This is a genomic window from Rickettsia sp. MAE-05 (assembly GCF_057319745.1).
On the sequence record NZ_JBLTIO010000002.1, the window covers coordinates 325,351 to 348,869 of the forward strand.

Below are 23,519 nucleotides of genomic sequence, written 5' to 3' on the forward strand. Positions count from 1 at the left end.
CGTAAAGACAGGAAAACCAAACCATGCAACAACAATGATTTAGGAATGACATCAGCAGATTTCAATAACACTACAAGTGAGTTGAAAAATATGGTAGCGGGGGCTGGATTTGAACCAACGACCTTCAGGTTATGAGCCTGACGAGCTACCGAGCTGCTCCACCCCGCAATAATTGAGAATTGACGATTTATCTGTGTTATATTGTGATTTAGTCCAATACTATATATTGCTAGTGTCATTCTTGCATAGATACCGAGTAATCATTGCGAGCATCCGTAGGCTGCACGGCAATCTCATGAAATAATAATAAATTCCTGAGGTTGCGAGCGTACAATTGCTATGCAATTTCCGTAGCTCAAACGACCTTCAGTATCCACAAACAAAGCTTAACTAGCTTCTTTTGTACCACCGAAAGAAAGACCTGAGAATCTTTTATTGAAATCACTAACGCTTTTGTTCGATTGATTTACTACATTTCCGGAATCTTTATTCCATGCCGGATGCTTTCTAAAATCAACATCCATTAAAATTTCACCTGTAGGATGAGTAGACATTGTTTCAAAAACGTCACTTCCTACTTTAATCGAAAGTTTTCTATATTCTGGATGTATACCGTTTTTCATAATGATTTTGCCGTTTTAGTCTGAATTATTTTTTTCTTAATAGCTCTAGCTGTACTTGATAAAACATTATCATTGGCTTTTAGAATATACGCATCAAACCCGCCGGCTTTTTCCACTGAACTAATACATCTAGCATTAACTGATAATCTATATCCTTCAGCTGTTATATCACTTGTAAACTTAACTGACCTTAAATTAGGCTCAAAACGTCTTCTAGTTTTACGCTGAGAATGTGATACATTATTGCCGTATAAAACACCCACACCTGTGAGTTCGCACTTACGTGACATAAGCTAAATACCTTAAAACTTATAAATATACAATAGATAAAAAATATAAAGTAATACTCCCCTAGTGTCAAGAGATAATTACGGTCCGTTTAGCGAAGAAATAAAGATAGGTACGATATATTTATATGTGAAATAGGCACAAGCCAAGCCTAACATAGTACCGATAACGATTATACGGAATTTTGCAGGACTAAAAATTAAAATAACTATTCCAAGAATAATTACTATTTTTATTATATCATCTGTCGTATAAGAGCTAGAGTTTATAGCATAAACATTTAGGTTTATACCTAGAAATATTATTATACATAATAAGTTCTTAAACATTTTATACCTCTATAGGACCGGTAGTTAATCCATTTATAAATTGTTTTAAATAAGGATTATCACTATTACGCATTTCATCTTTACTACCGTACCATTTAATTTTTCCTTGATAAATCATAGCTACTTCTTTAGCTATTTTTTCGGCACTAATCATATCATGAGTTATAGTAATCGTAGTTGCCCCTAACTCTTCTTGGATTTTTATAATTAATTCGTTGATAACATTTGCCATTATAGGATCAAGCCCTGTGGTCGGTTCATCAAGAAATAAAATCGACGGTGTACTACAAATAGCCCTAGCAAGGGCTACTCTTTTTTGCATTCCTCCCGATAATTCGGAAGGGTAAAGATCGAGTATTCTAGGGGACAAACCGACGGAATTAAGCTTTGCACCGGCAAGGTCGTTTTTTTCTTTCTTAGATAATTTTTTAGTCTCGAAAGTAATATTATCACGTATATTCAAGGAGTCAAATAATGCTCCACCTTGAAATAAAAAGCCTATACCGTCCATTATCTCAAATTTTTGTTTACTTGAGATATCTTGGATTTCTACATTATCAATAAAAATTTTACCTTTATCAGGTTTAATCAGTCCTACTATATTTTTAATTAGAACCGATTTGCCACTACCGGAACCGCCTAAAATAACTAATGAACTGCCCCTTTTTACATCCAAATCTATTCCGTCTAACACCTTATGATTAGCAAATGATTTATATAATGACCGAATTTTAATTTTAAATTCTTCCTTTGTACTCATATTTATACTTTAAAAAATAATTCGGTTATTAAATAATTGCTGATTAAGATAAGGATAGAAGAATTTACTACTGCCGAGGTAGTAGCTCTTCCCACTCCCTTAGCCCCTTTACCTGAATAATAGCCGCTATAGCAACTTATTATAGAAATAATAAACCCAAAAACTCCCGCTTTAACAAGACCGGAAATTACGTCAATCGGTTCTAAATACTGAAAAGTACTGGTTAAATAAGCCGTGCTATTAAAATCAAGCTTATACACACCAACCAAATAACCGCCCATAACACCAATTATATCACCGATTAAAACAAGACAAGGCATTGTAATAATAGCTGCTATTACTCTTGGAAAAACTAAATATTTAATAGGATCGGTAGATAAAGTATATAAAGCATCTACCTGCTCCGTTACTCTCATTGTCGCTATTTCGGCGGCGATTGATGCCCCGACTCTTCCCGCTACCATTAGTCCGGCTAAGACAGGTCCAAGCTCTCTAGTCAGCGATAATACTACTACCGTTGCAATGGAACTTTCAGCCGAGAAACGAGAAAAGCCTGTATAGCTCTGTAATGCAAGTACCGCACCTGAGAAAAAAGTCGTCATCGCAACAACCGGAAGCGAGTGAAACCCGATAAATAATAATTGTCTGATGATTAAACTCAAATATAAAGGCGGTCTTATGATACTGCTAACGGCAGCAAAGCTAAATAGAGAAAAACTACCTGCACTTTGTGCAAACTTTATAGTACGTTTACCGACCGAATTAGCTATATTTAATAACATTTGTGTATATTTTTTTGTTTATATGTTATGTGGACACCTAATCGTCATTGCGAGAAGAAACTGTAAGTTTCGACGAAGCAATCTCAGGATATTTGACGAGATTGCCACGTCGCTTCGCTCCTCGCAATGACGATTACTTATAAATTCTTTTATACCTACTACCGAGACTAGTCAACACCTCATACCCTATAGTACCTATAATACTTGCTATTTTATCGGGCGTGCAATAATTTCCGATAATTTCCGCTTCCTGCCCTAGAAAAATATCAAGCGGTGGTAGATCGGTAACATCGATATTTATCAAATCCATCGATATTCGCCCTACTATAGGAACGCTGCGACCATTAATAAATACTTCGCCTTGATTGCTAAAATTACGACTAAACCCATCGGCATAACCAAGCGGTAATGTTGCAATAACACTATCACGCTCAGTTGTAAAAGTCATATTATAACCGATATGGCTATCTAGTGTCAAATTCTGTAAATGAATTATAGGAGCTTTTAAGGTTACGGGATTTTGTAGACCTCTCGAATAACCTCCGTCTAAAGGTAATTTGTACGTCGATCCGGTACTCGAATCCTCACGTACGTTTATGTACGCTGCGGTTCTGCGTTCCGTGTCTCCTTCAAACTCCTCTTTATAAGATAGGTTATTCGAGAGGTCTATTACAGGATTAAGCCCATATAAGGCAGCACCTGGTCTTGCTAAATCAAAATGATAATCTTGTCCTAAAAATATGCCGCCAGAATTAGCAAGGCTTGCTTTGACGTTTGGGAAATATTGTAAATAAGTTTTAAATCTGTTTAATTGCTCTAGATTATAAGGATTATCTATTTCTTCGGATACAGCTAGATGGCTTATAATATATTGTAAATCTAGCCCTTTTAATAAATCACGATTATTAATTAACTGCTCTATTTCATTATGAGTTAATCCAAGGCGATTAATCCCCGTATTGAAATGTAAATAACAAGGCAATAATCGGTTTTTCAAATTACTAAATTTTTGCCAAATTTCTATTTGTTTTAAGTTATTTAGAACAGGGATTAAATTATATTCTATAAGCTCTAAAGCATCATGTTCAAAAACTCCATTGAGAACTAAAATATTAACATCATTATCTAGTGCTTTGGGCGTTGTTGCATGGATACTAGAGCCGTCATTGCGAGGAGCGAAGCATTGTTGCAATCCAGAAAAATAATTAAAAAAATTATGACTTACAGAATTTTTTACTGGATTGCTTCGTCGAATTACTGTGTAATTCTTCTCGCAATGACGGAAAACCGATTCATGCCACGAAACTAGAGCTTTGCATAAATTAACTCCCTCCTCGCTTGTGGCCACAAAAAAATGCCTACAATTTTCTTCTATTAAAGCTTTAGAAATTTGCACTGCTCCAAGACCGTAACCGTTAGCTTTAACGGCAGCACCGACTAATGAGGTTTTACAAATATCTTGTAATAAAAGATAATTATTTTTTATTGCAGATAGATTTATTTCTAGAGTACATAAACTCATAATATATTTCTTAACTCTTTAACGATAATTGGCATTACCGGTATTATATGAAATTTTGGAGGTAAGTCACCTACTTCATAGTATCAGTAACAAAAATCTTATCTAATAGACCTCTTGCATAACTTGCTTCTAAAGGTAATTTGTACGTCAATCCGGTACTCACATCCTCACGTACTAAAGTGTACGCTGCGGTGTTGCGTTCCGTGTTTCCTTCAAATTCCTCTTTATTAGCTTCGTTCTCCAAGAGGTCTATTATCGAATTTTTAGAACCGGTAGCAAGCACAGCATGAGTTATAAAAGCACTAACCGATAAAGCCGAATGTTCTTTTAAAAATCTTGCTGCTTTTACGACTGTTTCACCGCTATCTATAATATCATCAATTAATATGCAATTTTTGCCCTCTACACTACCTATTATTGATATCATCTCGCAATTATTATTTATATCCCTTTCTTTGTTTATATAAGCTGAATCTATATTTAATAAATTACTAATTTTTTGAACTCGATTGATACTTCCTTTATCAGGTGCAACTATAACGAAATTGCTATAAGTTCTTAAAAACGGGATATATAAATTTATAGGTTCAAGATTAGAAATAGGAATATTAAAAAATTTCTCTATTTTATCGGAATGTAAATCAATAGTAATTACATGGTTTACTCCGAGCTTCTCTAAAAAATCTGCTATTAACTTAGCAGGAATTATATTTTGAGAATTTATATTATCTTGCCTTGCATAACCGAAATAAGGCATTACTAAAATTATTCGATTTGCTACCGCTTTTTTTGCTGCATCTACTAGCAAGAACAGTTCAATTAAGCGATCATTAACGGGCTTTGATGTGGATTGTACTATGATTACATCTTCATTATGAAATGATTCTTGAATTTCTACTTTTATTTCGGAATCATTGAAATAGGTAATTCTCGGCTCAATATATTTAATGCTATAGCTAAACGAGATGCAAGTAACTTATTACTACTGCCTGCTAGGATTTTCATGTGAGTGATTTATGTTGTTTGACGCTATTAGCAAACGGCCTGTGTTGCGTAGACACCTGATCGTCATGAGCTACGCAGCCGTAGGCTGCACGGCAATCTCATGAAGTAATACTCCTGAGATTGCTTCGTCAAAACTTACAGTTTTTCCTCGCAATGACGATTTTGGAAATGACAGCAACTTTAAGAACGACTTTCTAATTTTTGTATTAGTGCCTCAAAGCCTTGATTTTTTAAAGTATCAGTAAACTCGTCTTGTTGAGCCCCAATAAGACTTACACCTTCCGTAATTATATCAGAAACTTTAAAAACATCTTTTCCGTTCCCTTTCATTTCACGTACAAGATATTCTACTTTAATAGGGTCTTGCTCTTTATTACTAACGATATTCATAGCAACCATAAAATCGGTCGAGCTTAAAGGACGAACTCCTACTATTTTAGGCTGTTCACCTTTATAATCTTTTATTAAATCAGTATAAGATTTAGTAACATATTTAGAGTAAACTTTGATGAATTCCTGAATCTGCCCACCTGATAAAGTTTTTATCCCATTTCTGCCTAATGTATATTTAGCCATCCAATCAAAATCTAGGTTCTGAGACATTAACTCACGTGCTTTAGCAATTTTTACTCGCTCAGATAGCTTACTATCGTTTAATATACTAGAAGCTTCATTTACTAAATTAGTAACGTAATCATTCAAACCAGCAGGCACTTTCTCGCTAGAATAAGCGGAAAACGTCATAACTAATAAAAATAAACCTGTAATAATTTTTTGCATATAATCCTCGTTAATTTAATTAATTCTTGGGTTTAGGACATTTAAAATTTTCAGGATATTGAACCGATGCTTCACGAGCACGATGTAATGCTGATCTAATAGCCACATAAGGATCGGTAGAATTCTTCATCACATAATCACTAAACGGTAATACAACATATCGATCGTTTATTTTACTAACTGCTATTACTCCTAAGTCAAAATCATTATGAGTGTAGTACATTAATGGATTAAGAGCATAATTAGTAATTACCGAATCCGTCATATCTCTTGCGTTAGTACTACCGATTATCGGCAATACTAAATAAGGACCTGGGGCAACTCCATAATGTGCGAGGGTACTGCCGAAAGTTTGACGTTCAGACGGCAAACCTACTTTACCTGCTACGTCAAATAAACCTCCTATGCCAAGCGTCGTGTTAATGAGAAACCGCCAAACGCTTTTCATAGTTTTATCGTAATTTAACTGAAGCCCGTAATTTACCGCTGTAAGCGGTGTATCAACATTACTGACGAAACTATTAACACGTGCTTTTACGTAATCATTCGTGATATTCTTATAACCTATTGCTAAAGGACGCAATATTATATAATCTAGTACAGAATTAAATGCAAACACTTTACGGTTAAATTTTTCGTATGGATCGTAAACTTCCAAGCAACCGTTTTTATTTCTTCCACCATTATAGTTATATATGTCATTATCAACATATTCAAGATCAGCTCTTGCGAATAATGAGCATAGTATAATAGATAGTATAATTAAAATTCTCATTGATTTATGTTATTTTCTTACAAACAATAATACTATATTTATTGTTTTCCGCTAGTATTATTTCTTCCGAAGTTAATATAGTAAAATTATTTTTTTGTAAAATATTATTTATTTCATTCAAGTTAAAAATAAATTCTTTGCGTTTTACTGAGAATTGTGTCTTCGCGGCGTTCGGTAAACAAAGAGCAAAATACCCTTGTTCACTAAGAGATGAGTATATTAAATTAAAATATTCTATTAAATTGTTAGTAAACGATAATCCGCAAAAACTAAAAATAATATCAAATTTATTAGAGTTTTGTTTTAAAAATTCATCGATAGCAATATTATATATTTGATCGTAAATTTTAGTGTTCGGGTAATATGTCTCTTGTAAATCATTCATTAAAGTAGAAATTTCTACACCGGTTAAAGTAAAATTTTCCGGAAAACGTTTTTGTATTTCATAACCTACCAGCCCTATATTACTTCCAAGTTCCAAAATAGAATAATTATCCGGTAAATCAGATATCTGCTTGAGTGTATCATTAACAAACCTATACGGGAGATGGATATTTTTATCGTTATTAAAAATAGTAGGATAATATTGTGCAGTTAAATCACGATATTTTCCCCAAATTTCCCCCGGTATTTCAGTAATATCCTTATAATTTTTCAAAAAATTTATAAATATAGCTTTATATTTTTCATTAGATTTTTCTAAATATTCTATAGCTTGTCTGTAATTATTTTTTAAAAAATAAACCCATCCGAGTTGATAATATACTTTAGAATCATTAGGATTAAAAAATTTATCTACTAGTTTAAACCTAAGCAAGGCATCATTTAAATTACCTCTATATAAATGATCAAGTCCAAGCTGATAATTAGTTTCGGCTAAATGAGAGAATTTATATTTACAATCACTTATATAATTTTTAAATTCTAAAATTTTATTCTTAATAAAATTCGGTATATTTATTATAGTTAAGCAATAATGTTTGATTTTGTCTTTTATTTTACTGAGCATAGTTTAATTACTAAATTAATATTACTTACTATAATAAAGCATATCTTGATAAATTTTTAAATAAAATAATAGTTATACTTGTAAATTAATGAAATGTGAGCTAAGATGTACATGTTATATGTACATCAGTAGGTAACTCATGAACTCAATTAGCGGCACTTCATTTAGAAAAAACTTAAGCTCTATACTCAATACCGTAGAAAACGACCATGTTCCTTATCTTATTAAAAGAAAAAATCATAAAAATATTATTCTTTTAACCGAAGAAGAGTATGAATCTACAAAAGAAACATTATATTTATTATCTAATCCGGCTAATGCTAATCGAATAAAAAAATCTATCGAACAAGCAAAAAGAGGAGAATTTGCTAAAGTTAATTTAGATGATTGAGATTGAGTGGACACTAGAAGCAGCGGAGGACTTAGCGTATTGGAAAAAATACGATATTAAAAAATATGAACGTATTAAACTTCTAATAAAAAATATCCAAGAAGCACCGTTTACAGGTATAGGTAAGCCCGAACCTTTAAAACATATATTATCAGGTTTATGGTCACGTAGAATTAACCACGAACATAGATTAATATATTCTGTTAATCCTAAACAAATTATAATATATAATTGTAGATTTCATTATAAAAATTAATATTTATTTCTTGAAATTACTGATTTTACTATAGCTTTCATTTAATACGGACTCAAAATTATGTCAATTATTTCTACGAGACTAAATTCTATAAAGCCGTCACCAACCCTTGCAGTTGTAAAGAAAACCCTTGAGCTTAAAAAAGCGGGAGTTGATATTATCGCACTTGGTGCAGGTGAGCCTGATTTTGATACACCTGATAACATTAAAGAAGCAGCGATTAAAGCGATTAAAGACGGCTTTACTAAATATACTAACGTTGAGGGTATGCCTCTTCTAAAGCAGGCGATAAAAGACAAATTCAAACGTGAAAATAATATAGATTACGAACTTGATGAAATAATAGTAAGCACTGGCGGTAAGCAAGTTATATATAATTTGTTTATGGCATCTTTGGACAAAGGGGATGAGGTAATTATTCCGGCACCCTATTGGGTTTCATATCCTGATATGGTTGCACTTAGCACAGGAACACCTGTTTTTGTAAATTGCGGAATTGAAAATAACTTTAAATTAAGTGCAGAAGCTTTAGAACGTTCAATTACGGATAAAACTAAGTGGCTTATTATTAACTCACCTAGTAATCCAACAGGTGCAAGCTATAATTTTGAAGAGCTAGAAAATATTGCTAAAGTTTTAAGAAAATATCCTCATGTGAACGTAATGTCCGATGACATTTACGAGCATATTACTTTTGATGATTTTAAATTTTATACATTAGCCCAAATAGCACCTGATTTAAAAGAGAGAATATTTACCGTAAACGGTGTATCTAAAGCTTATTCTATGACGGGTTGGCGTATAGGATACGGCGTGGGCTCTAAAGCTTTGATTAAAGCAATGACTATTATTCAGTCGCAAAGTACTTCAAACCCTTGTTCAATAAGTCAAATGGCTGCTATTGAAGCATTAAACGGTCCTCAAGATTATATAAAGCCTAATGCTTTAAATTTTCAAAAAAAGCGTGATCTTGCTTTATCAATTTTGAAAAGAGTAAAATATTTTGAGTGCTATAAGCCGGAAGGGGCATTTTACTTATTTGTTAAATGCGATAAAATATTTGGGCATAAAACTAAATCAGGAAAAATTATTGCAAATAGTAATGATTTTGCCGAATATTTACTTGAAGAAGCAAAAGTTGCCGTAGTACCCGGTATCGCTTTCGGCTTAGAAGGGTATTTCAGAATCTCTTACGCCACTTCTATGGAAGAGCTAGAAGAAGCTTGTATTAGAATTGAAAGAGCTTGTGGTTCTATAAGTATAAAATCGTCATTGCGAGGAGGTGCGTAGCAGAGGGCGGAGGCAATCTCGTCAAATATCCTGAGATTGCTGCTTCGTCGAATTACTTTGTAATTCTTCTCGCAATGACGCTTAAAACACTATTAAACCAACAAAAAAACAATGCGGAAAGCTTTTAAAAAATTTTTAAAAAATAATAAATACGTACTTAGTATAATTACTATTTTACTATATTGGTATTTGCGTTTTGTTTATTTTACATCAAAACAGAAATTTATTTTTTACGATAACGGCAATAAGGAAAAATTCTTAAACGAACAAGGAGTAACCTTTGCATTTTGGCATAATATGCTTGCCTTAAGTCCGGCTATGTTTATAGGACATAGAAATATCTATGCTTTAATATCACCGCATTTAGACGGGAAAATTTTAAATGATCTAGTAGGAAAATTCGGTTGCAGAGTGATAGTAGGTTCTACTAATAAAAATCCAATTGGAGCTTTACGTAATATTATAGGTAAGTTATCTCAAGGTGCAAATATAATAGTCACGCCGGACGGTCCTAAAGGACCGGTATATAAAGTAAATAGCGGCATTACCGAAATTGCTTATAGATATAACAAAAAACTTATTCCTATAGTCAGCTCCACTTCTAGATGTTTCAGATTAAAAAGTTGGGATAAATTAATAATACCCCTACCGTTTGGTATTATTAAAATCATAGTTGGCTCACCTTTAGAACTCACAAATGATAAAATACAAAACCATATAAGCCTTGAAAAACAACTAGCAAGCTTAACAGAGAGCTTAAAGAAATGATGTTACTATATTATGCTTTAAGCTTTATATTATTACCTATTTATTTTATCATAATTCTTATACGTTTATTAATAGGTAAGGAAGATATAAGACGCATCCAAGAACGTTTTGCTATAGGTAAGCATCGACAAGACTATTCATTAGACTTCTTACATAACGAAGCTAATAAAGAGAAATTTAAAGGAGACACGGAACGCAGAACCGCAGCGTACACAAGCGTACGTGAGGATTCGAGTACCGGATCGACGTCTAAATTACCTTTAGAAGCAAGTTATGCAAGAAGTCTAATATGGATTCATGCAGCTAGCGTCGGCGAATCAATGGCAGCTTTAACTTTAATAAGTAATATAAGTAAACGCTATCCTGACATTCGTTTTTTAGTAACTTCTTGGACTAACAGCTCCGCTAAAATATTAACTGCCAAATTACCTAAAATAGCAGTTCACCAATTTTTACCGATAGATAATATTATTTTTACTCGAAAATTTTTAAAAAATTGGCAACCTAATTTAGGTATTTTTATAGAATCGGAATTATGGCCGTGTACTATTAATGAAGGAGCGAGGCAGTGTAAATTACTGCTAGTAAATGCTCGTATTTCTGATAAATCGTTTAAAGCTTGGCTAAAAAGAAAAAGTTTCTTTCAGCTTATCCTCAAAAATTTTAGTAAAATTATCGTGCAAAGCGAACGTGACTTACAAAAATTCAATGAACTTGGCGTATCAGATGCAGTTAATTTAGGCAATATTAAATTTGCCAACGAAAAACTTCCAGTTAATCAAGAAGAGTTATCAAAACTAAGTTTACATTTAGACAATAGGCGAGTTGTGGTATTTGCTAGCACTCACCCCGAAGATGAAGAGATAATTTTGCCTATAATCGAAAAACTAAAAGAACAGGTTTTAGATTGCTATATTATCATAATTCCAAGACATCCCGAGCGAGTTAAATCAATTATTGATAATTGTAAGTCACATAATTTATCCGCTACCGCTAAGTCACAAAATGATTTACCTGTTTTAAGCGATGATATTTATATAGTTGATAGATTCGGTGAAATGGGATTGTTTTTTTCTGTAGCTACAATTTCTTTTATCGGCGGTTCTTTTAAACAAGGCGGACATAATATTTTAGAAGCGGCATATTTCTCTAATTGTATTATATTCGGTCCCGATATGAGTAAAAACACCGATATTGCTAAAGGCGTACTGCAAAATGAAGCAGCTATCCAAATCAAAAACGGTGAAGATTTACTAACCAAACTAACATATCTACTTAGCCCTAATAATTCTCTAGAACTTAAAGCTTATCGTGAAAAAGCTTTAAAATTTGTTGAGAATAACCAAAAAGTCCTAGATGAATATTTACAAGTAATTACGAAGTTTCTTCCATAACTAAGGCTAGTTAATAAAATAGAATTCCTAAAATAATATTTGTCTTCTAATTGCAATGTGATTAAATAGCTATTTAATCATGAAGGAGGTATTATGTTTACACAAAGTCCGGAGACTATACGTCAAATTGCAAATGACGGAGCATTGGGACATGATGCAAGAAGATATAGAAAGAAGCATAGCTCATCTGATGATGGAGATAGTGAGTTAGCCGGAATATTAATAGTGGGTGCATGTATAGTAGGTCATGCCTCCATATTGCAGTTACGCCTATTAAAAAGCTATACGTTCAATAAGAGTACCAATAACCTTATCATGAATATCCAATGACTTGGAAAAGCAGATTGTCTTACGTGCAAGCCTCTTGCATCTCGTTCTAAGGTTCAAGTTACTTCGTTCTATCCGTTGAGTGTATTTTTTACTGATAATATGCTTTTTAGGGTCTAATAACCTAGCATAACTCCCCCATCCATCTGTATAGTAAAAAGTCACCTTGAAATTCTCTAGTTTTTTCAGTAATGATTCTAATGTGCTATCACATCTTGTACCAAACGTATAAGCAACTACTTTTAACGAAATCTTATCCAAGGCATACCAAAGCCATCGTTGTCTGGATTTATTCTGTACATAAGACCATTGTTCATCTATCTCAGGAGCAATAATTACTTTTGTTGTACTGATAGAATGATTTATTGTTTTTAATACTAGATTTTTTTAAAACACGGATAACTGTATTGATACCCACTTTTAATACTCTTACTGTATCTCTAACTCCAGAGCCGTTGATTGACATTTCTACTATTTGCTCCTTAACTCCAGGCTTAGATGCATTATTAATATACTCCAATTGAAAATATCGATTACACCGCTTGCATTGATATCTCTGTTGTTTTGAAATTGAATATCCTGACTTTATTACTTCTTCTGTGTTGTTACAATATCTACACTTAACATCTATTTTTGCCATAACTCCTTAACTATAATTCTCTCTTATTACTGTTTGAGGATTATAGACTATTTACTCTAAACTGCAATACGGAGGCATGACCTGTACCGGTAAATAGCGGACATTATGAGTATTTAACTCAAACAATTTATGAAAATAGAGGAGAGATATTAATAGGAAAAGCTGACCATACGTATCATATAGAGGCTATATATGATTAGTATTTTTAGTTGTTTTTCTAGACCCCATGGACAAAGCCACGGGGTGACACAGTAGATGGTCTACGCAACAATGCACCTATGGGAATGACATTGAAGCTATGAAACAAGACCGTTAACCCTGTGTGATGGCTGCTACTTCATCGGCGAAGTTTTTTTCTTCGTGTTCTATACCTTCACCAAGTTCGTATCTAACAAATTTGGCGATTTTAATTTCTGCACCGAGTTCTTTTTCAGCATTTTTAATTACTTCCGCAACAGTAAGTTTAGGCTCAAATAAGAAATTTTGCTGAAGCAATACAACTTCAGAGAAGAATTTACGTATTCTACCTTCTACCATTTTTTCTATAATATTATCAGGCTTTCCTTCTTCTTTAGATTTCTCAAAAAATACTTTTCTCTCACGCTCTACGAGTGCTTGATCCAAGCTTGAATCATCTATACTTTGCGGATTATTTCCTGCTACATGAACAGCAATTTGTTTAGCTAAAGCTTCTAGTTTTGCTTTATCTTTTGCGTTAGACGCAAGACCTACTAATACGGAAATTTTTCCTAGATTCGGTACAACTTCATTATGTACGTAGGAACCGATTGCTCCTTCGGATATCTCTAATATATCCATACGACGTAATGTTAAATTTTCACCGATTGTAGCGATATTTTCTATAATCTCTTCTTCAACTGATTTACCGCTTTGCATTTTAGATGTTTTTAACGTGTCTATAGTTTTTGCAATTACTGCAAGGTTTGCAATATCCTTAACTAGATCCTGAAATTGCTCATTTCTAGCAACAAAATCCGTTTCGGAATTTACTTCAACCACCACTCCGGTAAGCCCATCAACTTTTACAGCCGTTAAACCTTCAGAAGCAATACGTCCGGCTTTTTTTGCTGCCGCAGCTAAGCCTTTCTTACGCAGAAAATCTATAGCTTCTTCAAAATTACCGCTGGTTTCTATTAATGCTTTTTTGCAGTCCATCATACCTGCACCGGTTTTTTCTCTTAATTCTTTAACCGCTGCAGCACTTATATTTATTTCACTCATACCTTACTTTCTCCTTAATTATTATATTTGGCTTGGGATGTATAGATAACTAATCGTCATTGCGAGGAGAGGCGAAGCCTCGACGTGGCAATCTCAGGAATTTTGTACTGTTACATGAGATTGCCACGCAGCCTTACGGCTGCATAGCTCATGACGGTTCAAGTGTCCAAACTACGCATTATCAGAATTTTTATTTTCATCGGCATAATTTAATGCTTGCTCAAATTCTGTATTTGTCTCTTCATCAATATTTTTCGTTTTAGAGAATTTTTTAGCTTGTTTTAATTTAGAAACATTTTTAGAAGTTAACGCCTTATCTGTATGCTCCTGCATAGCTCCCATATCAACCCCTGAAGCTTTCATTGATTCTTCAAGGCCTTGTAATGCCGCATCTGCAAATAAACTACAATAAAGTCTTATTGACCTTATAGAATCGTCATTACCCGGAATCGGATAATCTACATTATCAGGATTAGAATTAGTATCGACTACTGCAACTATAGGAACATTAAGCTTTACCGCTTCATTAATTGCGATATGCTCTTTATTAGTGTCAATAACTACTAGAAGATCAGGTTTAGAATTAAGATTTCTAATACCGGCAAGAGATAGAAGTAACTTCTCTTTCTTACGGCTCATATCGAGTATCTCTTTCTTAGTATAACCCATAAGTGCTTCTTCGCTTTCTAAGGTTTTTTCTAACTTATTTAATTTTTCTATTGAACCCGCAATAGTTTTCCAGTTAGTTAGCATACCGCCAAGCCATCTATGATTTACGTAATATTGTCCGCATTTTTCGGCATATTCCGCTATAATATCACTGGCCTGTATTTTAGTACTTACAAATAATATTTTACCGTCTTTTTTTACGGTTTCATATATTGTATTCAAAGCAACACTCATTAAAGCGGCACTTTGTCTTAAATCGATTATATGAACATCATCACGTTCACCATATATATAAGAGGCCATTTTGGGATTCCAACGTGAGGTTTTATGACCGAAATGCACGCCTGCATCTAATAATTCTTTAATGTTAACAGATGGTATTTTTGACATTTTTAAATTCTCCTAATTGTTAGTTTATACCTCCGTAAGATGCTCATTCTAATGAACTAACATATATCTTACGTGTGAATTTTTTGCTTACATATTGTTCATGCTGCGACTCCTATGTCATTCCTGCGAAAGCAGGAATCCAGTACTTTAAAGCTTTTTAAAAGCTCGATTTCTCTCGCTTTATGCTGGATTCCTGCTTTCGCAGGAATGACATAGGAGCAACGCCGTCTTGACTACATATTAAGCCTACAAATCATACACGCATGATACATAATTTACAAGCTTTTATTCTTTTCGCCAAATAGTAGTACCATCAGGTTTATCTTCTAGAATTATTTTTTCCTCTAATAACTGATTACGAATTTGATCGGCTAATAACCAATTTTTTTGTTTTTTTGCTTCCAAACGCTTATTTACAAGCTCGTTTATATAGAGTTCATCCACACCGCTATTAAACCACTCATGGGGAGCTTTATTCATTAAACCAATAAAATTAGCACAAGTAATAATAGCAGAGGCGTTAAGCTGCCTTTCTTCTTCAGTTTTAGAAATAAAAACACCTTTAGCATAGTCATTAATTATTTTAACGGCAAGCGGCGTATTCATGTCATCAAGTAAGCTTTGCATGAAATTGTGAGGTAAATCTATTTTTTGTACATTAATATTTTCTATGGCTCTATACCAATAATCTAAAGTCTTTTTAGCATCTTCTATAGCTTTATCATTATAATCAAGTGGACGTCTATAGTGAGTATTTAATAAAAATAACCTTACTACCTCTCCTGAAATTTCTTTATCCATTAAATCCCTTACGGTAATAAAATTACCGAGAGATTTACTCATTTTCTCACCGTTCACCGTTAGAAAGCCATTATGTACCCAATATTTAGCATAGGTAGAATCCGGAAAAGCACATCTACTTTGTGCAATTTCATTAGTGTGATGCGGAAAGATTAAATCTGCTCCGCCACCGTGAATATCAAAATTCTCACCTAAATATTTGTAGCTCATGGCTGAACATTCAATATGCCATCCAGGGCGACCAAATCCCCAAGGACTTTCAAAATTCATATTTGCGGATTCATTCGGCTTTGCCGGTTTCCATAACACAAAATCCTGTGGATGCTTTTTGGTTTTGCTGTTTTCTATACGCACTCCCTCAAACATTTCTTCTAAATTTCGGTTAGATAATTCCGTATAATTTGGAGCTGATAAAACATCAAAATAAACATGATTATCCGCAATATATGCGTGATCTTTTGCTATTAAGCGTTCTATTATTTCGATCATTACATCAATATGCTCTGTAGCTTTCGGCTCAATACTCGGTAATAGGCAACCTAAATATGCCATATTTGTATGAAACTCTTGCGTAATTTTATCAGTCAACTCATTAATAGTAATGCTAAGTAGCTCAGCCCTATCGATAATTTTATCGTCAACATCCGTAATATTACGTACGTATTTTACAGATTGCTCACCAAATATTTTTATAACTATACGGTAGAGTAAATCATATACCACTACCGACCTGCTATTACCTATATGAGGATTATCGTAAACAGTCGGTCCGCATACATACATTTTTACTTTAGTCTTATCTTGAGGGTTAAAAACCTCTTTAGTACGGCTAAGAGTGTTATATAAGTGAAATTGAATTTGCATATTTTATTTACCAAAAATTGAGATGCCATTAGTATGTGATGTATTAAGCACATTTTGGTTAAAAAATCTATTAGTTAACAAAAATTAGTAATTAATAGTTTACATAAGTTAATAAACATTATATAATTTGCCTCGTTTATATTTAAAAAAATAATAACTGATCGAGGTTTGAATGAGCTTACAATAATTCCCACTCAAAAAAATATGTTTTAACTTTTTTCATGTCAACATGTTTGTTGACTAGTAGCTTTTTAAGTACAAGTGCTAGAGCGGCAAGTTTTACCCAATTAGCTAACCAAATATCAACCTTGAGCGGTCTTTCCGAAGTACAAAGAAAACAGAAATGGAATAGTTATACTTTACAAGAAAAACAAGAAGCATGGAGAAGAGCAAAGTTGACACCTGATTTTGTTCAAGCAATGATTGATATGCAAACCGGTTTTACTGAAAGTGATTTATCGAGTCGCAATAACAAAACTAGGCATAAAGCAAGAGAAAAAAGCAGAGCTTGACTTATATATTGCCGGAACGAAACAAGGCTTTAAGGAAAAAGTTGACGGGTATATTTCACAAGGAAAAATTCCTACGCCTGAAGAAGCAGCACAAAACCTTGAAATAGATTATGATGCTAAAAAAACAGATAATAAACTAGAAAAAAATCAAAATGTACGCCGTGCAGAAAAAGATAAAAAAGCCTTACTAGACCTCTATATTCACTCAATAACAACTTCAGTTAAAGAAAAAGAATACATAACTACCGGTCAAGTCCCTGAATTAGGTGAACTAGAGAAAGCTCTTAATATAAGTAAAGAAGAAGCAAAACACCGTAGAACCATAATAAGAGATCAAGTTATGGCAAATGAAAGACCAAAGCTTGTACGTAGTGGTACGGTTCTTACAAAAAAGGGTCATGCCTCCATATTGCAGTTACGCCTATTAAAAAGCTATACGTTCAATAAGAGTACCAATAACCTTATCATGAATATCCAATGACTTGGAAAAGCAGATTGTCTTACGTGCAAGCCTCTTGCATCTCGTTCTAAGGTTCAAGTTACTTCGTTCTATCCGTTGAGTGTATTTTTTACTGATAATATGCTTTTTAGGGTCTAATAACCTAGCATAACTCCCCCATCCATCTGTATAGTAAAAAGTCACCTTGAAATTCTCTAGTTTTTTCAGTAATGATTCTAATGTGCTATCACATCTTGTACCAAACGTATAAGCAACTACTTTTAACGAAATCTTATCCAAGGCATACCAAAGCCATCGTTGTCTGGATTTATTCTGTACATAAGACCATTGTTCATCTATCTCAGGAGCAATAATTACTTCTGTTGTACTGATAGAATGATTTATTGTTTTTAATACTAGATTTTTTTAAAACACGGATAACTGTATTGATACCCGCTTTTAATACTCTTACTGTATCTCTAACTCCAGAGCCGTTGATTGACATTTCTACTATTTGCTCCTTAACTCCAGGCTTAGATGCATTATTAATATACTCCAATTGAAAATATCGATTACACCGCTTGCATTGATATCTCTGTTGTTTTGAAATTGAATATCCTGACTTTATTACTTCTTCTGTGTTGTTACAATATCTACACTTAACATCTATTTTTGCCATAACTCCTTAACTATAATTCTCTCTTATTACTGTTTGAGGATTATAGACTATTTACTCTAAACTGCAATACGGAGGCACGACCAAATTCTACAACAAGATAATACTTCGGACTGCGGAGTTTTTGTATGTGATGATTTAATAAGACAATCTCAAGGTCTTGAAATTCTCTCTACGGAGCAATGTAGAGAACAAGGACTAAATTTAAGAAAATCTCAAGCTGAAACACTAAAACAAAGTTTAATAGCTCAACAAGCCCAAGAACAACATGTTTATATTAACGTAGATAGTAACGCTTCAGATGACGAAGAAGATGAGAATAATAACGGTAATAATAATGAAATAGCCCGCCTTCCTTATGGGGATAATGGTGAAGTTGATGGGCTTGGTATTGCCTCTCAACATAATGAGTAACATTAGATTATAGAAAATGTTTATGAATTTTGCTAGAAGTTTGACGTTGCGATGTCATTCCTGCGAAAGCAGGAATCTAGTACCCAGCTCGTAAGGTCTTGTTGCGTGGACCGATTTTCCGTCATTGCGAGAAGAATTACATAATAATTCGACGAAGCAATCCAGTTAAAAATTCTGATTTACAGAATTTTTTTAATTATTTTCTGGATTATCGCGTCGCTTCGCTCCTCTCAATGACGATTTAGAATTTCATGGACAACAATATCTATACCGAAAAAGAATTACCGCAGCCGCATTTTGCTTTAGCTTGCGGATTACTAACGTTGAAATATGAACTGCCGAGTTCCTCTATAAAATCTAAAGTACAATCTAGCATAAATTTTTGAGAGATAGGATCAATAATAATTGTAGCATTATGTTTAGTAATAACATAATCATCATGCTCTATATCATCTTTTGAGACTAGTTCATAATTATACATAAGTCCTGAACAACCGCCGCTATCAACCGAAACTCGCAGTACTAAATTCTTATCTTTTTCTAGCTCTATTAACTCGCAAACTCGTTGAAAAGCTCTATCCGTAATTGTTATCGTCACCAAAATTACCTTGTAAAAGTCTTATAAATTATATAGTATAATGAATATTTTTTCAAGATGGCGTTGCTTGTGTGGATACCAAGTCGTCATTGCGAGGAGAGGCAGAGTCTCGACGTGGCAATCTCAGGAATTTTATACTGTTTTCTAGATTGCCACGCTCTCTACGTTCGCTCGCAATGACGACTTGGTATCCACACAAGCAACGCCTTTCAAAATAAAGGATTACGATGCTAGCTTCATACGCTTCCGATCCTCTTAAAAGTAGGGGAAGATTATATAAAGAAATCCCGACTTCGTATAGAAACGAGTTTGAACGTGATCGTGATCGTATTATTCATACCAATGCGTTTAGACGTTTGCAATATAAAACTCAGGTTTTTATTAATCACGAAGGGGATCATTACAGAAATAGGCTAACTCACTCCTTAGAGGTTTCGACTGTTGCTCGTTCGGTCGCTAATACTTTAAATTTATCAAGTGATTTAGCTGAGACAATAGCACTCGCTCATGATCTTGGTCATACGCCTTTCGGTCATGCAGGCGAAAGAGCTTTAAATGAATGTATGAAAGAGTATAACGGCTTTTCCCATAATGCTCAATCTTTAAAGATACTAACACTACTTGAAAAAAGATATGCCGCTTATAACGGAGTAAATTTAACATGGGAAGTTTTAGAAGGAATCGTAAAACATAATGGTCCTATAACTGGGGAAATAAATGAATATATAGCGGAGTATAATAAACAAAATGATTTAGAGCTTAGTACTTATGCGTCGGCGGAGGCTCAAATAGCAGCACTTGCCGATGATATTAGCTATATTTCGCATGATTTAGAAGATAGTATCGGTGCTAAAATTATCGATTTTAATAGTCTTGCTGAACTTAAATATATTGACAGCTACGTTTTTGAACTCAAGTCAAAATTTAAGAATATTAGCTCATCCTGTCTGATTTATGAGGTAGTACGTAAGCTAATACATGAATTGATTACCGATTTATTACAGCAAACAAAAGAAAATTTAAATAAAGAAAAAATTACTAATATAGACGAGATACGTAATTTGAATTATCAGATAGTGGATTTTACGGAAAAAACTAATGACCGTATTAAGGAAACTAAAAAGTTTCTGCATGAGCGAGTTTATAAAAGTAATAGAATTACGGCCATCAGCCTTAAATGTACTAAAATCGTACAAGGTCTGTTTAAGGTTTATATGGATGATATTAATTTATTACCGGTTAATTGGAAAATGTTAATAGACTTTAATGAAACATATAGTAAAGCTAGAGTTATTGCCGATTATATAGCAGGTATGACCGACCGTTTTGCCATTCAAGAATACAATCAGCTTTGTTCGCTGAATTTTAATAATATCTAAAAATTTAATTATGAATATATTTAATCAATTAAAACAAGATATAATTGCGGCAAGCAGGCAATTATATAATAATCAAGAAATAGCAAATAATGCTACTATTGAAACTCCGAAAGATAGTTTTAACGGTGATTTATCAAGTAATATTGCAATGATTATTGCTGCTAAAGAAAATATTTCTCCTAGGGAAGTGGCTTTAAAGTTTAAAGAAGTCCTTATAACATTACCTTATATTGCAAGTATAGAAATAGCAGGACCCGGCTTTATTAATTTTACTATAAAAGCTGAAACTTGGCAGATAGCAATTAAAGATATTCTACAGCACGAAGAAAAGTTTTTTGAAATTGATATAGATAAAAGCAGAAATATTAACATCGAGTATGTTTCGGCAAATCCCACCGGTCCAATGCACATAGGGCATGCTAGGGGTGCGGTATATGGTGATGTGCTAGCTAGAATTTTGCAAAAAGTAGGTTATTCCGTTACAAAAGAATATTATGTTAATGATGCAGGTTCGCAAATAAATGATTTAGTTAGTACGGTATTATTACGTTATAGAGAAGCTCTGGGCGAGAAAATTACTATCCCTACCGGTTTATATCCGGGCGAGTATTTGATTCCGCTTGGGCAAATTTTGGCGAAAGAATACGGTAATAAATTATTAACGATGAACGAAGATGAAAGGTTCAAAATAGTCAAAAATTTTGCCGTAGAAAAGATGCTTGATTTAAATAAAAAAGATTTAGCGGATCTCGATATTAAACATGATATATTTTTTTCTGAACAGTCATTGCATGATAAAGGCGAAATAGAGGAAACAGTGAAATTACTTACCGGTATGGGGCTGATTTATGAAGGAACACTCCCTGCTCCTAAAGGTAAAGTTCACGATGAATGGGATAACAGAGTTCAAAAATTATTTAAATCTACCAATTATGGTGATAGTCAGGATCGTCCTATAGAAAAAGCTGACGGAAGTTGGTCGTATTTTGCTTCCGATCTTGCATATGCTAAGGATAAAATAGATAGAGGAGCAAATCACTTAATTTATGTACTTGGTGCGGACCATAGCGGATATGTTAAAAGAATTGAGGCAATAGTTAAGGCTCTAGGCAAAGAACAAGTTAAAGTAGACGTTAAAATCTGTCAATTAGTCAATTTTGTTGAAAATGGTGTGCCGGTTAAAATGTCAAAACGTCTTGGGAGCTTTGCTAGTGTACAAGATGTAAATCATGAGGTGGGGAAAGATATTATAAGATTTATGATGCTGACTAGGCAAAATGATAAACCGCTTGATTTTGATTTAGCAAAAGTGAAAGAACAATCAAGAGAAAATCCTATCTTCTACGTACAATATGCACATGTGAGAACAATATCTATTTTATCAAAAGCTAGAGAATTAATGACTGAATCTTATAATGACTTTGAAGAAGGCAAGTATGATTTATCTTTATTATCCTCTGAAGAAGAAATTGAGATCATAAAACTTTTGGCTAGCTGGACAAAAACATTAGAAACATCTGCAAAATATTTTGAACCACACCGCATTGCATTTTATTTAATAAACTTAGCTTCAAGATTTCATTCTATGTGGAATTTTGGTAAAGAAAATAGTGATTATAGATTTGTAATCGAGAGCAATAAAGAATTAACTACTGCTCGTCTTGCTCTTGCAAGTGCCATACAGAAAGTTATAGCTAGTGGTCTTGAAGTGATAGGTGTAGAGCCTATGAATAGGATGTAGTTAGGTTTTCATCGTCATTGCGAGCAGCCGTAGGCGGCGTGGCAATCTCATGAAGTAATCCTCCTGCGATTGCTTCGTCAAAACTTACAGTTTTTCCTCGCAATAACGTTTTTTTATTATCAAATTACTAAATATGATCAATAATATTTTTGTTAAAATATTTCTAGTGTGCTTAATATGTATATCCGCTATTTATTTTGGTTATCAATATTATCAGAATAGCAAGCCGGTAATTACTATTTATCCTGATGAGCTGCCTACAAAAATAAAACCGTCTATAATAGAAAATAACCAAATAGCAGCAGTACATAGTAGTATATATGAAAACCTTATTGCTAAAGATACAAATATTAAAACCGTAAAATTGCTTCCTGACCCTGAGAAACCTATGAATATAGATTCTCGTAACCAAAGTCAAAGCGATGAATCTTTTGATGAAATATCTAGCCTTATTGCATTAATAGAGCCAAATAGTAACTCCAAAAATGAAACTGATTTAAATATAATAAAGCGTGAAAAAGGAAGCAAAGCTACTAATACTAAAAGTTGTAATAATTATGAGAGTTATAAAATACAGCTTGGTTCGGTAAAATCTGAAGCAGAAGCAATGCAAGAAGGGGAAAGAATAAAAAAGAAATTCCCGAAAATTCTTAAAAATGTTGTTATCACAACCAAAAAAGTTAAATATGACGACGGCAAATTTTTCTATTTAATCTTAGCCGGTGATTATGGTAGTCTTAGTCAAGCTAAAGCAGTTTGCAAGAAACTAGCTTATAACAAGCAGAGTTGTGTGTTGAAATAATAATACGGAATTAAAATTGACAAATGTATCAGATATGATACTATTAATAATAA

The 23,519-nt window shown here is 33.4% G+C and carries 25 protein-coding genes, 1 tRNA gene and 3 pseudogenes; 11 read left to right on the plus strand and 18 right to left on the minus strand.

All coding sequences use genetic code 11. The features are described from left to right. Window positions 1-91: 91 nt before the first annotated feature. The 12 genes and pseudogenes from ACNFN7_RS05235 to ACNFN7_RS05290 form a co-directional block, all read right to left on the minus strand. Window positions 92-168 (minus strand) — tRNA-Met (locus tag ACNFN7_RS05235). Between the two features lie 218 nt (window positions 169-386). Further along, a complete protein-coding gene (gene rpmE, locus ACNFN7_RS05240; protein WP_485441122.1) occupies window positions 387-623 on the minus strand; it encodes a 50S ribosomal protein L31 in 237 nt (78 codons plus the stop codon). Further along, on the minus strand, window positions 620-913 hold the full coding sequence (gene rpmB, locus ACNFN7_RS05245) for a 50S ribosomal protein L28 (protein WP_485441123.1): 294 nt from the start codon (window positions 911-913) through the stop codon (window positions 620-622). Before rpmB ends, rpmE begins: the two co-directional genes overlap by 4 nt. 78 nt (window positions 914-991) lie before the next feature. After that, window positions 992-1,240 (minus strand): DUF5510 family protein, encoded by a 249-nt coding sequence (locus ACNFN7_RS05250; protein WP_040256865.1) that lies wholly within the window; start codon window positions 1,238-1,240, stop codon window positions 992-994. Between the two features lies 1 nt (window position 1,241). Continuing rightward, entirely contained in the window at window positions 1,242-2,000 is a 759-nt protein-coding gene (locus ACNFN7_RS05255; protein WP_485441124.1) for an ABC transporter ATP-binding protein, read from the minus strand. A 2-nt stretch (window positions 2,001-2,002) separates the two neighbouring features. After that, the gene (locus tag ACNFN7_RS05260) at window positions 2,003-2,782 is read right to left on the minus strand and encodes an MlaE family ABC transporter permease (protein WP_485441125.1); all 780 of its coding nucleotides are present in this window, start codon (window positions 2,780-2,782) and stop codon (window positions 2,003-2,005) included. A gap of 133 nt (window positions 2,783-2,915) precedes the next feature. After that, window positions 2,916-4,304, minus strand: coding sequence for an alanine racemase (locus ACNFN7_RS05265; protein WP_485441126.1), 1,389 nt, complete (start codon window positions 4,302-4,304; stop codon window positions 2,916-2,918). Between the two features lie 70 nt (window positions 4,305-4,374). Then, window positions 4,375-4,587: a palindromic element RPE1 domain-containing protein gene (locus tag ACNFN7_RS05270; protein ID WP_485441245.1), complete on the minus strand. Its 213-nt coding sequence runs from the start codon at window positions 4,585-4,587 to the stop codon at window positions 4,375-4,377. A gap of 30 nt (window positions 4,588-4,617) precedes the next feature. Next, window positions 4,618-5,253 (minus strand): annotated as a pseudogene (locus ACNFN7_RS05275) (ribose-phosphate diphosphokinase); the annotation flags it as partial. Between the two features lie 236 nt (window positions 5,254-5,489). Further along, entirely contained in the window at window positions 5,490-6,089 is a 600-nt protein-coding gene (locus ACNFN7_RS05280; RefSeq protein WP_485441127.1) for an MlaC/ttg2D family ABC transporter substrate-binding protein, read from the minus strand. Window positions 6,090-6,108: 19 nt separating this feature from the next. Further along, window positions 6,109-6,864: an MlaA family lipoprotein gene (locus ACNFN7_RS05285; RefSeq protein WP_485441128.1), complete on the minus strand. Its 756-nt coding sequence runs from the start codon at window positions 6,862-6,864 to the stop codon at window positions 6,109-6,111. Window positions 6,865-6,868: 4 nt separating this feature from the next. Continuing rightward, window positions 6,869-7,873 carry a methyltransferase domain-containing protein gene (locus tag ACNFN7_RS05290; protein ID WP_485441129.1) on the minus strand — a complete coding sequence of 335 codons (1,005 nt, stop codon included), beginning with the start codon at window positions 7,871-7,873 and terminating at the stop codon, window positions 6,869-6,871. 139 nt (window positions 7,874-8,012) lie between these two features. Here ACNFN7_RS05290 and ACNFN7_RS05295 point away from each other — a divergent pair, with 139 nt between their 5' ends. The 6 genes from ACNFN7_RS05295 to ACNFN7_RS05320 all read left to right on the plus strand — a co-directional run bounded on the left by ACNFN7_RS05295 (window position 8,013) and on the right by ACNFN7_RS05320 (window position 12,302). Then, a complete protein-coding gene (locus ACNFN7_RS05295; protein WP_485441130.1) occupies window positions 8,013-8,264 on the plus strand; it encodes a type II toxin-antitoxin system Phd/YefM family antitoxin in 252 nt (83 codons plus the stop codon). After that, entirely contained in the window at window positions 8,257-8,520 is a 264-nt protein-coding gene (locus ACNFN7_RS05300) for a Txe/YoeB family addiction module toxin (protein ID WP_041077629.1), read from the plus strand. Before ACNFN7_RS05295 ends, ACNFN7_RS05300 begins: the two co-directional genes overlap by 8 nt. Window positions 8,521-8,580: 60 nt before the next feature. Continuing rightward, the gene (locus ACNFN7_RS05305) at window positions 8,581-9,810 is read left to right on the plus strand and encodes a pyridoxal phosphate-dependent aminotransferase (RefSeq protein ID WP_485441131.1); all 1,230 of its coding nucleotides are present in this window, start codon (window positions 8,581-8,583) and stop codon (window positions 9,808-9,810) included. Between the two features lie 111 nt (window positions 9,811-9,921). Continuing rightward, window positions 9,922-10,578, plus strand: coding sequence for a lysophospholipid acyltransferase family protein (locus ACNFN7_RS05310; RefSeq protein ID WP_485441132.1), 657 nt, complete (start codon window positions 9,922-9,924; stop codon window positions 10,576-10,578). Continuing rightward, window positions 10,575-11,972 (plus strand): lipid IV(A) 3-deoxy-D-manno-octulosonic acid transferase, encoded by a 1,398-nt coding sequence (gene waaA, locus ACNFN7_RS05315; RefSeq protein WP_485441133.1) that lies wholly within the window; start codon window positions 10,575-10,577, stop codon window positions 11,970-11,972. Before ACNFN7_RS05310 ends, waaA begins: the two co-directional genes overlap by 4 nt. Before the next feature lie 93 nt (window positions 11,973-12,065). Further along, the gene (locus tag ACNFN7_RS05320) at window positions 12,066-12,302 is read left to right on the plus strand and encodes a hypothetical protein (protein WP_485441134.1); all 237 of its coding nucleotides are present in this window, start codon (window positions 12,066-12,068) and stop codon (window positions 12,300-12,302) included. Here ACNFN7_RS05320 and ACNFN7_RS05325 read toward each other — a convergent pair. From ACNFN7_RS05325 to cysS, 4 genes are all read right to left on the minus strand, one after another. Then, window positions 12,246-12,939 (minus strand): IS1 family transposase gene (locus tag ACNFN7_RS05325; RefSeq protein ID WP_485440526.1). Its coding sequence is split into 2 segments (ribosomal slippage): window positions 12,246-12,654 and window positions 12,653-12,939, totalling 696 coding nucleotides; the frame shifts between segments, so codons are not numbered across the junction. The genes ACNFN7_RS05320 and ACNFN7_RS05325 overlap by 57 nt on opposite strands. Before the next feature lie 312 nt (window positions 12,940-13,251). Next, window positions 13,252-14,181, minus strand: a complete 930-nt coding sequence (gene tsf, locus ACNFN7_RS05330; RefSeq protein WP_485441135.1) for a translation elongation factor Ts — start codon at window positions 14,179-14,181, stop codon at window positions 13,252-13,254. 171 nt (window positions 14,182-14,352) lie between these two features. Continuing rightward, complete coding sequence (gene rpsB, locus ACNFN7_RS05335; protein WP_485441136.1) at window positions 14,353-15,240, minus strand: 30S ribosomal protein S2; 888 nt, start codon at window positions 15,238-15,240, stop codon at window positions 14,353-14,355. A 285-nt stretch (window positions 15,241-15,525) separates the two neighbouring features. Further along, window positions 15,526-16,905 (minus strand): cysteine--tRNA ligase, encoded by a 1,380-nt coding sequence (gene cysS, locus ACNFN7_RS05340; protein ID WP_485441137.1) that lies wholly within the window; start codon window positions 16,903-16,905, stop codon window positions 15,526-15,528. 221 nt (window positions 16,906-17,126) lie between these two features. Here cysS and ACNFN7_RS05345 point away from each other — a divergent pair. Further along, window positions 17,127-17,898: pseudogene (locus ACNFN7_RS05345) on the plus strand (hypothetical protein). Here the strand turns inward: ACNFN7_RS05345 and ACNFN7_RS05350 are convergent. Continuing rightward, a pseudogene (locus ACNFN7_RS05350) lies at window positions 17,842-18,535 on the minus strand (IS1 family transposase). The pseudogenes ACNFN7_RS05345 and ACNFN7_RS05350 sit on opposite strands and share 57 nt — an antisense overlap. A gap of 84 nt (window positions 18,536-18,619) precedes the next feature. Between ACNFN7_RS05350 and ACNFN7_RS05355 the strand changes: the two are divergent. Beyond that, window positions 18,620-18,946 (plus strand): hypothetical protein, encoded by a 327-nt coding sequence (locus ACNFN7_RS05355; RefSeq protein ID WP_485441246.1) that lies wholly within the window; start codon window positions 18,620-18,622, stop codon window positions 18,944-18,946. A gap of 265 nt (window positions 18,947-19,211) precedes the next feature. On the opposite strand, the gene ACNFN7_RS05360 is transcribed toward ACNFN7_RS05355, so the two are convergent. Continuing rightward, window positions 19,212-19,544, minus strand: coding sequence for an iron-sulfur cluster assembly accessory protein (locus ACNFN7_RS05360; protein ID WP_485441138.1), 333 nt, complete (start codon window positions 19,542-19,544; stop codon window positions 19,212-19,214). Window positions 19,545-19,771: 227 nt separating this feature from the next. Here ACNFN7_RS05360 and ACNFN7_RS05365 point away from each other — a divergent pair, with 227 nt between their 5' ends. The 3 genes from ACNFN7_RS05365 (at window position 19,772) to ACNFN7_RS05375 (ending at window position 23,466) form a co-directional block, all read left to right on the plus strand. Continuing rightward, window positions 19,772-20,923 (plus strand): deoxyguanosinetriphosphate triphosphohydrolase, encoded by a 1,152-nt coding sequence (locus tag ACNFN7_RS05365; RefSeq protein ID WP_485441139.1) that lies wholly within the window; start codon window positions 19,772-19,774, stop codon window positions 20,921-20,923. Window positions 20,924-20,933: 10 nt separating this feature from the next. After that, window positions 20,934-22,664, plus strand: a complete 1,731-nt coding sequence (gene argS, locus ACNFN7_RS05370; RefSeq protein WP_485441140.1) for an arginine--tRNA ligase — start codon at window positions 20,934-20,936, stop codon at window positions 22,662-22,664. Between the two features lie 133 nt (window positions 22,665-22,797). Then, a complete protein-coding gene (locus tag ACNFN7_RS05375) occupies window positions 22,798-23,466 on the plus strand; it encodes an SPOR domain-containing protein (RefSeq protein WP_485441141.1) in 669 nt (222 codons plus the stop codon). The last annotated feature ends 53 nt before the right edge of the window (window positions 23,467-23,519 follow it).

What these genes read in the sequence shown, in the direction of transcription:
- rpmE (WP_485441122.1), bottom strand. Translation starts at nt 623, where the DNA reads ATGAAAAACGGTATACATCCAGAATATAGAAAACTTTCGATTAAAGTA.
- rpmB (WP_485441123.1), bottom strand. Translation starts at nt 913, where the DNA reads ATGTCACGTAAGTGCGAACTCACAGGTGTGGGTGTTTTATACGGCAAT.
- ACNFN7_RS05250 (WP_040256865.1), bottom strand. Translation starts at nt 1,240, where the DNA reads ATGTTTAAGAACTTATTATGTATAATAATATTTCTAGGTATAAACCTA.
- ACNFN7_RS05255 (WP_485441124.1), bottom strand. Translation starts at nt 2,000, where the DNA reads ATGAGTACAAAGGAAGAATTTAAAATTAAAATTCGGTCATTATATAAA.
- ACNFN7_RS05260 (WP_485441125.1), bottom strand. Translation starts at nt 2,782, where the DNA reads ATGTTATTAAATATAGCTAATTCGGTCGGTAAACGTACTATAAAGTTT.
- ACNFN7_RS05265 (WP_485441126.1), bottom strand. Translation starts at nt 4,304, where the DNA reads ATGAGTTTATGTACTCTAGAAATAAATCTATCTGCAATAAAAAATAAT.
- ACNFN7_RS05280 (WP_485441127.1), bottom strand. Translation starts at nt 6,089, where the DNA reads ATGCAAAAAATTATTACAGGTTTATTTTTATTAGTTATGACGTTTTCC.
- ACNFN7_RS05285 (WP_485441128.1), bottom strand. Translation starts at nt 6,864, where the DNA reads ATGAGAATTTTAATTATACTATCTATTATACTATGCTCATTATTCGCA.
- ACNFN7_RS05290 (WP_485441129.1), bottom strand. Translation starts at nt 7,873, where the DNA reads ATGCTCAGTAAAATAAAAGACAAAATCAAACATTATTGCTTAACTATA.
- ACNFN7_RS05295 (WP_485441130.1), top strand. Translation starts at nt 8,013, where the DNA reads ATGAACTCAATTAGCGGCACTTCATTTAGAAAAAACTTAAGCTCTATA.
- ACNFN7_RS05300 (WP_041077629.1), top strand. Translation starts at nt 8,257, where the DNA reads ATGATTGAGATTGAGTGGACACTAGAAGCAGCGGAGGACTTAGCGTAT.
- ACNFN7_RS05305 (WP_485441131.1), top strand. Translation starts at nt 8,581, where the DNA reads ATGTCAATTATTTCTACGAGACTAAATTCTATAAAGCCGTCACCAACC.
- ACNFN7_RS05310 (WP_485441132.1), top strand. Translation starts at nt 9,922, where the DNA reads ATGCGGAAAGCTTTTAAAAAATTTTTAAAAAATAATAAATACGTACTT.
- waaA (WP_485441133.1), top strand. Translation starts at nt 10,575, where the DNA reads ATGATGTTACTATATTATGCTTTAAGCTTTATATTATTACCTATTTAT.
- ACNFN7_RS05320 (WP_485441134.1), top strand. Translation starts at nt 12,066, where the DNA reads ATGTTTACACAAAGTCCGGAGACTATACGTCAAATTGCAAATGACGGA.
- tsf (WP_485441135.1), bottom strand. Translation starts at nt 14,181, where the DNA reads ATGAGTGAAATAAATATAAGTGCTGCAGCGGTTAAAGAATTAAGAGAA.
- rpsB (WP_485441136.1), bottom strand. Translation starts at nt 15,240, where the DNA reads ATGTCAAAAATACCATCTGTTAACATTAAAGAATTATTAGATGCAGGC.
- cysS (WP_485441137.1), bottom strand. Translation starts at nt 16,905, where the DNA reads ATGCAAATTCAATTTCACTTATATAACACTCTTAGCCGTACTAAAGAG.
- ACNFN7_RS05365 (WP_485441139.1), top strand. Translation starts at nt 19,772, where the DNA reads ATGCTAGCTTCATACGCTTCCGATCCTCTTAAAAGTAGGGGAAGATTA.
- argS (WP_485441140.1), top strand. Translation starts at nt 20,934, where the DNA reads ATGAATATATTTAATCAATTAAAACAAGATATAATTGCGGCAAGCAGG.
- ACNFN7_RS05375 (WP_485441141.1), top strand. Translation starts at nt 22,798, where the DNA reads ATGATCAATAATATTTTTGTTAAAATATTTCTAGTGTGCTTAATATGT.